General features: G+C 34.2%; 12 protein-coding genes. 6 read left to right on the top strand and 6 right to left on the bottom strand.

Annotated features, from left to right (window positions below):
• The first annotated feature begins 5 nt into the window (after window positions 1-5).
• The 4 genes from PHV37_03260 to PHV37_03245 are packed head-to-tail and all read left to right on the top strand — an operon-like array spanning window position 6 to window position 5,353.
• Window positions 6-1,718, top strand: a complete 1,713-nt coding sequence (locus PHV37_03260; protein MDD3237096.1) for a TolC family protein — start codon at window positions 6-8, stop codon at window positions 1,716-1,718.
• A 28-nt stretch (window positions 1,719-1,746) separates the two neighbouring features.
• Window positions 1,747-2,511 (top strand): ATP-binding protein, encoded by a 765-nt coding sequence (locus tag PHV37_03255; protein ID MDD3237095.1) that lies wholly within the window; start codon window positions 1,747-1,749, stop codon window positions 2,509-2,511.
• Window positions 2,505-3,821, top strand: coding sequence for a response regulator (locus PHV37_03250; GenBank protein MDD3237094.1), 1,317 nt, complete (start codon window positions 2,505-2,507; stop codon window positions 3,819-3,821). The genes PHV37_03255 and PHV37_03250 overlap by 7 nt, the downstream gene beginning before the upstream one ends.
• A 47-nt stretch (window positions 3,822-3,868) precedes the next feature.
• Complete coding sequence (locus PHV37_03245) at window positions 3,869-5,353, top strand: leucyl aminopeptidase (GenBank protein ID MDD3237093.1); 1,485 nt, start codon at window positions 3,869-3,871, stop codon at window positions 5,351-5,353.
• Window positions 5,354-5,382: 29 nt separating this feature from the next.
• On the opposite strand, the gene PHV37_03240 is transcribed toward PHV37_03245, so the two are convergent.
• From PHV37_03240 to gatB, 6 genes are all read right to left on the bottom strand, one after another.
• On the bottom strand, window positions 5,383-6,048 hold the full coding sequence (locus PHV37_03240) for a thymidine kinase (protein ID MDD3237092.1): 666 nt from the start codon (window positions 6,046-6,048) through the stop codon (window positions 5,383-5,385).
• A gap of 112 nt (window positions 6,049-6,160) precedes the next feature.
• Window positions 6,161-6,727 carry a type II secretion system protein gene (locus PHV37_03235; protein MDD3237091.1) on the bottom strand — a complete coding sequence of 189 codons (567 nt, stop codon included), beginning with the start codon at window positions 6,725-6,727 and terminating at the stop codon, window positions 6,161-6,163.
• 118 nt (window positions 6,728-6,845) lie between these two features.
• Complete coding sequence (locus tag PHV37_03230) at window positions 6,846-7,394, bottom strand: type II secretion system protein (protein ID MDD3237090.1); 549 nt, start codon at window positions 7,392-7,394, stop codon at window positions 6,846-6,848.
• A 212-nt stretch (window positions 7,395-7,606) separates the two neighbouring features.
• Complete coding sequence (locus PHV37_03225) at window positions 7,607-8,200, bottom strand: type II secretion system protein (protein MDD3237089.1); 594 nt, start codon at window positions 8,198-8,200, stop codon at window positions 7,607-7,609.
• Window positions 8,201-8,439: 239 nt separating this feature from the next.
• A complete protein-coding gene (locus PHV37_03220; GenBank protein ID MDD3237088.1) occupies window positions 8,440-9,189 on the bottom strand; it encodes a tRNA threonylcarbamoyladenosine dehydratase in 750 nt (249 codons plus the stop codon).
• Window positions 9,189-10,649: an Asp-tRNA(Asn)/Glu-tRNA(Gln) amidotransferase subunit GatB gene (gatB, locus tag PHV37_03215; protein ID MDD3237087.1), complete on the bottom strand. Its 1,461-nt coding sequence runs from the start codon at window positions 10,647-10,649 to the stop codon at window positions 9,189-9,191. Before gatB ends, PHV37_03220 begins: the two co-directional genes overlap by 1 nt.
• Window positions 10,650-10,762: 113 nt before the next feature.
• Here gatB and PHV37_03210 point away from each other — a divergent pair, with 113 nt between their 5' ends.
• Window positions 10,763-11,491 carry a type II secretion system protein gene (locus tag PHV37_03210; GenBank protein ID MDD3237086.1) on the top strand — a complete coding sequence of 243 codons (729 nt, stop codon included), beginning with the start codon at window positions 10,763-10,765 and terminating at the stop codon, window positions 11,489-11,491.
• A 165-nt stretch (window positions 11,492-11,656) separates the two neighbouring features.
• Window positions 11,657-12,913 (top strand): DHH family phosphoesterase, encoded by a 1,257-nt coding sequence (locus PHV37_03205; GenBank protein ID MDD3237085.1) that lies wholly within the window; start codon window positions 11,657-11,659, stop codon window positions 12,911-12,913.
• The last annotated feature ends 21 nt before the right edge of the window (window positions 12,914-12,934 follow it).

Here is a 12,934-nt window from a genome sequence, read left to right as displayed (position 1 = left end):
AGAGAATGAATAAGAAAATAGGTATATTAATAATCTTTTTGATGCTGGTGAATACATCATATTCACTGGCTGCTGAGGTTCAGACTGATAATTCGGTTCCAAAAACCGATAGCCAATTTGTGTTAAAGCTTAAAAAAACATTTTCGTTTAATAAAAATAAAAAAGCTAATAAATCAAAGATAACAAAAGCGGAAATGCCACAAGAAGTCAATGCCAGAAAGCTTGAGGAGGCAAAGAATAAAGATGCAGTTAAAGAAAATAAAAAAATTGCATTTTGGTCAAAGAAATCTAAAATCCAAGAGCAACCTGTGAATGAAACAGTCTTTGCTGTTGAAAAAACACCTGTTGAAAATATTCAATCACAAGCAGGCAAGAAGCTCGAGAGAGTTGTTGAAAATAAAAACTTGTATAAATCAGATACTTCTGAGGAAATCAAGGTGCTTGATGTAAGTACTAAAGCGGCAGGCACTGTGCAAGGCAGTGTCGCAACAGATAGAATTATTTCAGTTGACGACTGTGTAAAACTTGCTTTGGAACATAATCCTTCTATTAAATCAGCATTAAGCAGTGCTGATGCTTATAAAACTAAAATTGCCCAAGCTTGGTCAGCGTATTTTCCAAAAATTGGATTAGATTTAAACTATTCTAAAAATGATATGTTGGTGACAAATTTTTCTTTCCCGACACAAAAATATGACATGTATAATATGCCAAAAGTTTCAGCTGAATTGTTGTTATTTGATTTTGGTAAAGCTAAGGCTCAAGCCGATGTTTCTAAAAAAACATTTGAAGCAGCTGAAGACAATGTTCAAATGAGTATAAACGACGTAATCTTCAATGTCAAAAAATCTTATTACAATTTGCTATATGCTATGCAACAATCTGATGTTTATTCTAAAACTGTCAAGGATTATGAATTGCATTTGAAGCAAGCTCAAGCTTTTTATGTAATTGGAACTAAACCTAAAATAGATGTTATGACAGCAGAATATAATTTAGGGAAAGCAAAATTAGACTATATAAAGGCAAAAAATAACATTGCACTGGCGTTTGCCCAAGTTAATAATGCGATGGGGCTGCCCGAATATTCTAATTACAATATTTCAGAAAAATTAGATTCGTACACCTATAAAGTTAATTTTGATGATATTATTCAAACTGCTTATGAAACTCGTCCTGAATATCTGGCTGCCAAAAAGAAATCAGAGGGTTCTGAAATTTTGGTGAAAGCGACAATACGTGCTTTTGCACCTGATATCAAAGCTTTCGGGAATTATACCTTGGGTGGTTCTACTCCTGCAAAAGACCATGGATACCAAGCAGGTGCTCAACTTACATACAATTCATTTAATGCTATGTTGTTAAAAAAACAGGTTGATGAGGCTAAAGCTAACCACAAAAAAGATTTGGCAGATTTAGAAAAATCAAGACAAAGTGTATATTTAGATGTAAAACAAGCTTATATTGATTTATATAATTCACAAGACTGTATTCCTGTTGCGAAATTGGCAATGAAACAGGCAAAAGAACAATACAAATTGGCGAGCGGGAGATACAAGGTCGGTCTTGGAGATGCTGTTGAGTTGAAAGATGCAGAGAATACCTATCGAAATGCTCAATTGGATTACTATAGCACTTTATTGAATTACAACGTTGCGGCGGCTAATATTGAAAGGGTTATCGGAGCACCTATAAAACATACTGATAATTCATTGTAGATATTAAAAAAACTGCTATAATTGCATTATGACAGAAGAAATTGATGAAAAAATAAAAGAATTAGAACAGGCTCACTTAGATTTTATATCGACGGTGAGCCATGAGCTAAGAACTCCTTTAACGAGTATCAGAGGGTTTGCGGATACTTTGCTGACTTCTTTTGATAAATTGTCACCTGAACAAAGGGTCAAATTTTTAAATATTATAAAAGAGCAGTCTAACAGGTTGATAAATCTTGTTGAGAATTTATTGACTGTTTCTAAGCTTCAATCGGATAAAGAGGTGCTTGTATATAAAGAGGTTGATATTTTGCCTTTTGTTGAGATGGTGGTTCAAGTTATCAAATCTCAGTATAAATCTCATAGGTTGAAAATTTTTCATGATAAAAAACTTTCTTACGTTTTGATTGATACTGATAAATTTCAGCAAGTTATGGTTAATCTTCTTGATAATGCATGCAAATATTCTGAAGAGGGCTCTCTTGTTGAAATATCTTTAAAGCAAGAGAAATCAAAAGAAGCAGTCGTCATAGAAATACGAGATAATGGCGTTGGAGTTAGTGAAGAATATGTCGAAAAAATCTTTAATAAATTTTCAAGAATAGACTCTCCTTTGACAAGAAAAATCCAAGGTACAGGATTGGGCTTGTATATTACAAAGAATATTGTTGAAAAAATGAATGGGCATATCTCTGTTATTCCGCAAGAAGTTGGGACGATTTTTTCTGTCAGTTTCCCTATTTCAAAATATGGAGAAAATACGTTAAAAAAAATTAAAGAGAAAAAATGTTAGTAAAGGCAGTATTGATAGTTGATAAAAGGAAAGAACAGTGTTTCAAGTACAAAAAAATGCTTGAAAATACTATGACGTCTGTTTTTTTTGCGACTAAGATGCCTGAAATCTTAAATGTGCTTAATTCTTATGAACCTGATTTGATATTGATTTCAGATAGTATAGATGATTCGATTTGCGATACTATTAAAAGGTTACGAGTTTTAAGTTTCAATATGCGACCTGTCATTGTCGCTCTTTCAAAATCTGACCATATTCAAGACAGAATTGATGTTCTTGATTCAGGTGCAGATGATTTTTTGAGTGAACCTATTGACCACAACGAATTTAAAGCACGTATAAGTGCTCATTTAAGGCGTCATTTTGAAAATAATATATATGAAAAAACAGGCTTGTTCGACTCAAAAATAACGCTAAAAACTTTAAAAAGGACTATCAATCAAAAAAAAGATTGGGCCGCTATTTTAATTGATATTGATAATTTTGATTTCTATAAAGAGATATATGGCGAGCTTGCTGCAGATAAAATGCTCCAAACCTATATTGCGATTATAAATAATATAATTGATGAGAATGATTTTGCAGGTCAAATCCAAGAAAATGATTTTTTGATTTTGACAAATCCTTATAAAGCAGAAAAATTGGCACAATATTTGGTTTGTGCTTTTGATACAGTTGTTGAAAAGTTTTATTCAGAATCAGACGCCTCTCGTGGATATATTTTGACAAATGGTGATGAACATGCAGGCAATAAAGTTTCTCTTGTATCAACGAGTCTTGGCGTGGTTTCCAATCAGTACAAGAATTATACGAATGTAAGACAGGTCGTAAACGCACTTGTTTCAATGCTCAAGTTGGCTAAAGTTAAAGACGGTTCGGCATTTATTATGGAACGTCCTAAAATCGCAGCCGATAATGCCGTTGAAGATAAAACATACAATGCAAATATTTTAATCATTGAGCCTGATGAAGCATTGTCATTGTTGCTTAGTACAACTGCTCAGATGCAAGGTTATGAAACTATGGTGCTACAAGACTATTCTGCAATAGATAGAATACCTGATGAGTTTATCCCCGCTGTTATCATTCTCGACGCAGGAAATACAGAAGCACTCGAAGGGCTTGCATTTTGCCAAGTTTTAAAATCGGAGGATAAATATAAAAATTCAAAAATTATATTATCAACAACTATTCACGATAAAGAAAAAATATTAAACGCAGGAGCTGACGTATATATTCCAAAGCCTTACGAGCTTTCATTAATATTTAATTGGGTAGAAAAATTCATGAAAAAATTTAATACATTGTAAATAGGTTTCTTGCTTTATAAAGAAAGAACTATTGGAAGGAGAATAAAATGAACTTTACAATCGAAAAAGGTTCCTTAACAGAAACTAAAACGGATTTGCTTATAGTAAATTTATTTGAGGGTGTCAAAAGCCCAGCTGGTGCTACGGGTGCAGTGGATAAATTACTAAATGATGCTATTTCAAATTTTGTTATAAAAAAAGAAGGCTTCAATGGTGAATATGGCAAGATGTATTTGCTTCCTGTCCTTGATAACCCTAATTTTACAAAGGTTTTGGTAGTTGGTTTAGGAAAATCGAATGAATTTTCTTTGAATAAATTGAGAGAACTCTCTTCTAAAATCATACAAAAATGCGACTCTTTAGATAATGTTAAAACCGTAGCCTCTTTGCTCCAAGGTGCAGGTGTAGCTGGTTTTGATGCTTTTGATTGTGCCCAAATGATTGCAGAAGGTACTTTAATAGGCTCTTATGAGTTTGATAAATACAAATCTAAAAAGTCAAAGAACAAAGTTGAAATCTTCAAGATTGTCGAAATTAATGAAGAAAAATATAAAAAAGCTGAGCAAGGTATGCAAAAAGGGATTACTGTTGCAAAAGCAGTCAATTTAACAAGAAATCTTGCTAATGAACCTGCTCAATACTCTACTCCTACCAAATTGGCAGAAGTTGCAAAATCTATTGATGGTATTGAAACAACTGTTTTTGATAAAGATGAAATTGAAAAAATGGCAATGACCGCATTTTTAGCAGTTGCAAAAGGAAGCTCACAACCACCAAAATTTATCCATATGAAATATACTCCTGCAAATCCAAAAAAGAAAATTGCAATTATTGGGAAAGGTTTAACCTTTGATGCAGGCGGTATGGATTTGAAACCACCATCATCTATGTTGAATATGAAAGATGATATGTCCGCTGCAGCAGCAATGTTGGGTATAATGAGTGTTATTGCTGAATTAAAACCCGATGTTGAGGTCCATGCGATGATTGCAGCTTGTGAAAATATGGTGAGCGGAAATTCATATAAACCAGGGGATATTTTGACAGCTAAAAACGGCAAAACAATCGAAGTAGATAATACGGACGCAGAAGGTCGAATTACTTTAGCAGATGCAATTTGCTATGCTGAAGAACTTCAAGTTGATGAAATTGTTGATATGGCAACTTTGACAGGTGCTTGTATGGTTGCACTCGGCTCTGTTGCAAGTGGTATTTTGGGCAATAATCAAGCCCTTATTGATTCAATAATCGAATGCTCTCAAAGAGCAGATGAAAAAATGTGGCAAATGCCAATGTTTGAAGAATATGGTGACTCAATAAAAAGTGATATTGCTGATATGAAAAATACGGGCTCTCGCTATGGAGGTGCTTCTGTTGCCGCTATATTTTTAAAGAATTTTACAACAGGAAAAACCCCTTGGGCTCATATTGATATTGCAGGTACAGCATTTTTAGAAAAGGCAAATAATATGGGTATTAAAGCTTCTGTTGGCATGGGAGTTAGGACTTTAATTAATTATTTATTAAAATAAAAGCAAATATAAAAAGAAAAAGTGAGGATTTATACCTCACTTTTTTCTTTATTAAAACTTAAAATTTTTATTAGATTATTGTTTTTTGTGCCTGATGCATATTTTTTAGAATCTTTTCTTTTTTCAGCTTCTTTATCAGGAAGCTCATAGCAATCAATACATCTTGCTTCGTAAGTTTCATCTGCCCCAATCATAATCAACGGAGAGTTTTTGTCAGCGGGTTTACCGTCTACGAGCCGTTGAGTTCTTGTTGCATAATCACTACCGCATTTCATGCAGATGGCGGTTAGTTTATCTACTTTGTCTGCATAGCACAAAAGTTCTGCCATTGAGCCAAAAGGTTCAGCTTTAAAATCTAAATCCAAGCCGGTTGCTATAATTTTTTTGCCCATAGCAATGATTTGATTTACGACAGGTACAATTTCTCTGTCAAAGAATTGCAATTCATCAATAGCTATAATATCATCATCAGGCTCAATATGGTTTAGAATATCTCTGGCATTTTTGACCTTGTGAGCGTCTAGCCATAATCCGTTTCTGGATTCGATATAATCACCTTGTGCTCTTGTGTCGATGTCCGGAGAGATTACTTTAACTTTTCTTTTGGCGATAGTATGTCTTCTAATTCGTCTCAAAAGTTCTTCAGTTTTTCCGCAACTCATTGGACCTGTGATTATCTCAAAACGGTATCCCATTCTATAGCTTCCCCCAAATGTGATGACATGTTAAAAACAATTTCTATAATTATATAATAAAAACTCCCTTAGAGGGAGCTTTTTGCAAATATTAATAAATAATTTGTTACTTTTAGTTGTAATAAATACCTTGGTCATATAGAACTCTTTGTGTAACTTCGTTTGTAGGAACAGCTTTGTATGGATAAAGAGTTATTTTGTAACCGTCTTTAGGGTCATCGCCGGAAAGAGTAAGTTGATTTGGTTTCTTATCTCCGTTTATGTCGACTATGAGTTCAAAACAAGGGTTATTTAATTGGCTTTGGCAACTTGCTTGCTTGTCTCCGATTACACCGAAGGACATTCCGTCAACTGTATATGCCACGGCAGTAGCCCCGTCATGATAAGCCGGACCGTCTGTTTTTGTGGTTGTAATGCTCATACGTTGCTTAAACATATTTTCGACTAAATCGCTTGCTGTATCATAATCAGCCATAGTCATTCCATCAAGTGCATAATTTGCCGTTATTGCTTGATTTAATACAGTCAATGATTTTTTCAAAGCAGTTCTATATTCTTGTTTGTTTGTTGAGTACATCAAAGAAGGAATTGTCATAGCTGCAACAATCCCAATAATTGTTAGTGTAATTAAAACTTCAGCAAGTGTGAACGCTTTTGTTTTGAAGTGTTTGTTTACCATTTCAAATTTTCCTATTCTTATTAAAATTATAATGGAAATTTGACGAAATATCAACATAACAACAAAAAAACAACCTCTTTGTATGAGGTTGTTTTTATTATTATATTTTAAAAAGAAATTAATTAGCTGCGTCGTATAATACTTTTTGAGTAGCTTCAGAGTTTGTAGATGCTGTGACTCTTTGAGGATATAGGCTTAACATAAAGCCATCTTTAGGAGATGAAGCATTATCAGTAAGAGTATTTGGTTTTCTGTCACCGTTTACATCAACACGAATAGTTGCACATGGAACTGTGTCTGAACAAGTACTTGTATAGCCTTCAATTCCATAGAAAATACCATCAGCTGTGTAGAAACCAGCGTCAGCAGAACCTTGATATGCCCCAGATGAACCCGGCATGGATGTGCTGACGACATTTAGTCTTTGAGCGAATAAGTTATCTCTTAAATCATCTGCATCAGTAAATTCTGCTGCAGTAGAACCTTCAAGAGCATATTGCATAGTAACTGCTTGGTTCAATGCAGAAACAGCTTTTTTCAAAGCGGTTCTGTATTCTTGCTTGTTAGTATTGTTTAATAACGATGGGATAGTCATAGCGGCAATAACACCTATGATTACCAAAGTAATCAAGACTTCTGCCAAAGTGAATGCTGAATTTCTTTTCATATTATACCTTTCCAAAATACATTACATCATCTTTTTTGTTTATTGTAAGCCATTTCGATAAAAAATGCAAACATTTTTTTACCCGAAAATTAGGGAGTTACAAATTAGAAATTAGGACAGATAAGAGTTACTAACAGAATGGTTCCCGAATTTTATTTTTTATCTCGCAATATTGAGATGTGTAAAGTAAATATTAAGGAATCAGAATTCTATTAAAAGGGTTCTTCTGCTTGGGATACTGTTTCCGAACCATCATACATTATGGATTTGGCGACTTTTCCCCAGGGGACAGCACTTTGGTCGAATAGTTCTATTTTATAGCCGTCTTTAATGTTATCAGTGGTTTGAGACCAAGAGTTAGGTTTCTTGTCACCATTTACATCGACGTAGACAATAAAACAAGGTGTGTCAGTGTTTTGATCATAGCAACCACCTTGAGGATTTTGGGCTTTTATGCCATAGGAGATACCGTCAGCTGTATAAAAGACGACGTCGCTTTTTGTAGATGCATAACTAACGCCTGCTGTTGTGCTGATAATGTTCATTCTTTTTTCAAACAGTCCGGCAAGCAGAGTTGAAGAAGAGTCAAAGTCATTAACAGTTTCTCCATCTAATGCATAATGGAGCGTTATAGCTTGGTTAAGCGATGATACGGCTTTTTTGAAGGCAGTTTTGTATTCTTGTTTGTTTGTGTTATTAAGAAGCGATGGAATGGTCATTGCTGCAATGACGCCGATGATTACAAGAGTTATCAGGACTTCTGCCAGTGTAAAAGCGTATTTTTGTCTTTTTTGAATTTTGGACATCTTTTTCTCGTAAATTAGTTCCAGAATGCAAGGACAAAGGTGCGAGTTAATAAAAGAACCTCAACGGTTCGTGGTTGAAGATGTCTTTTGAAACTAACCCATGTATTCTATCCCCACAATAGTGAAAAATATAACGCATGAACATACACATGTTAAAAATTGTAAATAGTCGATAAAGGCTAATAATGTTATTTTATGACAAAATTTGCAAAATAGTTTTGATTATAAAATGGAAAAATTCATACCTGCATAATGAAACAATTTGTTACATAATACCCCATGTAATAGCCTGCTACAGCAGGGACAAATATGACAGAGCCAGGCGATACCTTTAAAAGTTCTATTGTGCCGTTTTCTGTTTTTATGTTTTCTTGAGATTTAATGTGAGAGCCTTTTTTTGGTTTTTCGTCACTTGTAACGCAAATTATGCCGGTTGTAATATTTTTTTTGTTCAAAATTCTTTTTACATTTTTTATAAAAGGGCATTTAATGTCACAAAGTTCAGACAAATCTTTAATTTTTAGTTTTGTCGGGTCAAGACGATTGCCTGCACCCATTGAACTAATGACTTTGATGTTGTTTGAGTGGCAGTATTCCAATAATTGGATTTTTGATTTTAATGTGTCAATGGCGTCGATTACAAAATCGATTTTGTCGTTGAAGACACAGTGATTGATATTTTCTGTGTAAAAAGAGTTAAAAGAGTTAATTTTAATGTCAGGATTTATATCTTTAAGCCTTGATTCAAAAAGTTCTGTTTTGCTTTTCCCGACAGTAGAATGTAGGGCGATAATTTGCCTGTTGAGGTTGCTTTCAGATACTGCGTCAAAATCTATTAGCGAGAGTTTTCCCACGCCTGCTCTTGCCAGTGATTCTGCTGCATATCCGCCAACGCCTCCGAGCCCAAAGACTGCAACGTGCTTTTGGGCTAAAAGTTTTTGGTTATTTTCTCCCCAAATAAGTTTGTTTCGGGAAAATATATCAGACATTATCCGTTTAATGCCTCTTTTAATAGTTTGTTAAGCGTTTGAGGATTGGCTCTTCCTTGAGTAGCTTTCATTGCTTGACCTACGAAGAATCCAAATAATTTATCTCTACCACCTCGATACAATTCAGCTTGAGATGGATTATCGGTAACAATTTTTTCAACGATAGTTTTAAGAGCACTTTCGTCAGAAATTACGCTTAGTCCTTCTTTTTCTACGATATATTTAGCACTTCCACCTTCTTTAAGAAGTGTCATTATAATATTTTTACCTATATTATTTGAGATGGTGCCATCAGATATAAGTTTTATTAATTCCGCAAATGATTCAGGTGACATTTTTGTTTGATTAATATCAATCTTTTCTTCTTTCAAGAAAGCGGTTACTTCTTTCATCAAGAAGTTATTTGCAATTTTATAATCCGCCCCCAAAGCCAAAGCTTTGTCATAGAAGAAAGCAGTTTCCATTTGTTCAGTGATAACGTTAGCATCGTATGCAGAAAGTCCGAGAGCTTCATATCTTGCACGGCGAGCGGCAGGAAGCTCTGGCATTGAGTCTTTAATTTTGTTGACCCATTCATCTGATATTTCAAGAGGCATTAAATCAGGCTCAGGGAAATATCTATAATCATGGGCGTCTTCTTTACCTCTCATAGAGGCTGTGGTGCCTAAAGCGTCGTCCCATAGTCTTGTTTCTTGAATGACTTCTCCGCCATCTTCAACTATATCAATTTGGCGGTCAATTTCGTATTCAATGGCTCTTTGAAGAGCTTTAAAGCTATTTACGTTTTTGATTTCAGCTCTTGTTCCGAATTCTTGTTGTCCGATTGGTCTGACAGATATGTTTGCGTCACATCTCATAGAGCCTTCTTCTAAATTGCCATCACAGACATTCATATAACGAAGAATTGTTCTCAATTCTTCCATATAATTTCTTGCTTCTTCAGAAGATCTCATGTCAGGCTCAGATACGATTTCCAATAGTGGAGTGCCTGCTCTGTTTAAGTCAACTAATGAATAGCTGGAATTGTGAATTCCGTTAGAGCCTGCGTGGACAAGCTTTCCCGCATCTTCTTCAAGATGGGCTCTTGTAATACCGATTCTTTTTCCGTTGACATCAATATACCCGCCAATACAGATGGGCTCATCGTATTGAGATATTTGGTAGCCTTTAGGAAGGTCAGCATAGAAATATTGTTTTCTGTCAAATTTGCAACGATGAGGAATTTTACAATTTAAAGCCAGCCCTGTCAAAATGCCCATATTTACAACTTCTTTATTCAAAACAGGTAATACACCCGGCATTCCGAGGGTGATTGTGCTGATTTGAGAATTAGGTTCTTTTCCGAATTCAATACCATCAGGTGCAAATATTTTTGTTTTGGTTTTTAGTTGAGCGTGTACCTCTAGCCCAATAACTACTTCATATTTTTTTCTAAGTTCTTCAATTGTTGCTGTTGACATTAATATATCCTTTGTTAAAAATTATTCATAGAATGATTATAGCACAAAGCTGAAAAATCCAAAGGTTAGATTTATGTGAATTTGTGGTATTATGTATCCAAAAAGGAAAATTTATGAGTAATAAAGACAAAGCATTTACATTGGCGGAAGTGCTAATTACATTAGTCATTATCGGAGTTATAGCGGCACTCACAATACCTGCTGTTATTAATACTACAAAAGATAGAGAGTTTGAAGTTGCGGCAAAAAAAGCGGCGGTTGAAATGACCAGAATTGCCTCTGACGAATATAGATTCAATGATAGATTATTATATGACAGGTGGGTTGAAAATGGAAAAAATCCACAAAAATTTATTCAAAATTATCTTTCAAAATATATGAATATGAATTCTACCGGTGTTATGAAGCTTCCCGATGGTACAGAGCAAGAGGGCTTTATAACTGCAGATGGTATGAAATGGTTTATATCAGAGGATTTTGACCGAGATGCTATGTTAATTGTTGATGTTAACGGAGATAGAGGGCCGAATAAAATCGGTAGAGATATTCAATCTCTTATGCCTGCAAAATTAATACAAAAAATCGATAAAAATCATAGTAATTCAGGGACTAATTGCTATTCTACAGGAGATGTTGGAGCTAACCCTGATTGGATGCAATCTTGGGCAGTTATGTCGGTTTCTAATGTTAATTGTAATACCGGAGAAAATATTACCTCTGATCCTCCTTCAGGTGTTGATACAGGCTCTGATAATTCTAGTGATTATTATTCTGATAGTTCGGCAGATACAGAATCTGCTAATCCGGATTATTATTCTGATAGTTCTAGTGATTATTATTAAATATAATAAAGATGAAAAAAGGGACAATTATTTTAATTGTCCCTTTTTGTATAATTTTTGTTACTAATTTTTACAATATACATTTTTCAAGGCAAAAATGATTTTGTTTGGTTTATTATCTAATATAATTTATTTTTACATTCTATGAACGGATAATGGTCAAATATGAAAATTACACCTATAACAATCGGAAAACAGTCTTTTGGAGCAAATCCAATTTCAAAAGAACAAGCAGAACACATTAATAAAAAGTTGCAAAACGCAGATACAGTCGATATTTTCTGTCACACATCAACCGATGATGATTCATTTAATAGTGCAAAAGTATTATATGAATATTTAGAAAAACAAGGCAAATCGCCACGTATAATTACAGCGAAAGAACCTGATAACTATGAATATGACCCTTCAAAGTTTAATATTTTAAATTTTGATAAAGTTGATGAGTTTACCCAAAAAGCAGATGTAGCAGCATGTGTTGATTTCAGTAAAGAAGAACGCATGGCTCCTAATGTTTTAAATTATTTCAGAGCTTATGATGCAAAAGATGTGGTTGGCTTTGACCATCACAACGAAAGTACAAAATTAATGCCAAATTATAGACAAATAACGGCACAATACAAATCAGTAGCTGATATGCCTGTTGAAAAACCTCAGAATTATTATATCGATTCAAGTTCAAAATCTTGTTCTGCGATTATGTATAGATTTTTTGAAGCTTTAAATGAACCATTATCTAAACCTCAATTGAAGTCTGTATTTTGCGGAATGTCAGATGATATGAGCAAGGCTGGATATTTGAAATTTTTAAACAAATTTTCAACAAAATTTACGCATAAACTGGGCGAAGATGATAATACAAAAGAAGTATTTAAAGATGTAACATCAAAACTTAATAAAAAAGACATGTCAGAAGTGATTTCTCACTTAGATGTATTGGCAACATTGTCACCAAAAGAAAAAGCGTTCCAAAAAAGATTGTTTGATTCTGTTAAGTTTAGTGACAACAAAAAATTTGCCTATGTTGAGCTTGGACCTCAAGACCCGCAATGGATGGCACTTGGTGGTGACAACAAAAGAACAAGCGTTACTTTGAGAGATTTTAGAGTTCGCTTGTTGAATAACGATTCAAATGATAAAATGATTTCTAAGGACTTGAGGAAAGACCTTAAAGATGTTCAAGCTGTAGCAGTTTTTTACAGCAACCCTGATGAAGACCTATATAAAATAAGCATCCATACTAAGGAGGATTATGCTAAAAAGTATAATGAATATATTCGTGAGAATATTTATCCTGAACTTACAGCCGGCGGTCATGCCAATCGTGGTGGAGGAAGAACATTTACTTTAGACTCTGAAAAGTGTCATGAGTGGGTGGGATACTTTAAAACAGCAGCGGACAATATAGATTATAAAGAATAATTTCATTCTATATTGTTGCCT

It is taken from the genome of Candidatus Gastranaerophilales bacterium (assembly GCA_028693235.1).
Taxonomy (GTDB): domain Bacteria; phylum Cyanobacteriota; class Vampirovibrionia; order Gastranaerophilales; family Gastranaerophilaceae; genus JAQUVW01.
Note: the sequence above shows the minus strand (reverse complement) of the source record. Positions and strands in the feature narration are given on the sequence as shown.

Excerpts from the sequence above, each read along its gene's own strand:
- PHV37_03260 (MDD3237096.1), top strand. The coding sequence starts at position 6 with ATGAATAAGAAAATAGGTATATTAATAATCTTTTTGATGCTGGTGAAT.
- PHV37_03245 (MDD3237093.1), top strand. The coding sequence starts at position 3,869 with ATGAACTTTACAATCGAAAAAGGTTCCTTAACAGAAACTAAAACGGAT.
- PHV37_03225 (MDD3237089.1), bottom strand. The coding sequence starts at position 8,200 with ATGTCCAAAATTCAAAAAAGACAAAAATACGCTTTTACACTGGCAGAA.
- PHV37_03255 (MDD3237095.1), top strand. The coding sequence starts at position 1,747 with ATGACAGAAGAAATTGATGAAAAAATAAAAGAATTAGAACAGGCTCAC.
- PHV37_03250 (MDD3237094.1), top strand. The coding sequence starts at position 2,505 with ATGTTAGTAAAGGCAGTATTGATAGTTGATAAAAGGAAAGAACAGTGT.
- PHV37_03205 (MDD3237085.1), top strand. The coding sequence starts at position 11,657 with ATGAAAATTACACCTATAACAATCGGAAAACAGTCTTTTGGAGCAAAT.
- PHV37_03220 (MDD3237088.1), bottom strand. The coding sequence starts at position 9,189 with ATGTCTGATATATTTTCCCGAAACAAACTTATTTGGGGAGAAAATAAC.
- PHV37_03230 (MDD3237090.1), bottom strand. The coding sequence starts at position 7,394 with ATGAAAAGAAATTCAGCATTCACTTTGGCAGAAGTCTTGATTACTTTG.
- PHV37_03235 (MDD3237091.1), bottom strand. The coding sequence starts at position 6,727 with ATGGTAAACAAACACTTCAAAACAAAAGCGTTCACACTTGCTGAAGTT.
- gatB (MDD3237087.1), bottom strand. The coding sequence starts at position 10,649 with ATGTCAACAGCAACAATTGAAGAACTTAGAAAAAAATATGAAGTAGTT.
- PHV37_03240 (MDD3237092.1), bottom strand. The coding sequence starts at position 6,048 with ATGGGATACCGTTTTGAGATAATCACAGGTCCAATGAGTTGCGGAAAA.
- PHV37_03210 (MDD3237086.1), top strand. The coding sequence starts at position 10,763 with ATGAGTAATAAAGACAAAGCATTTACATTGGCGGAAGTGCTAATTACA.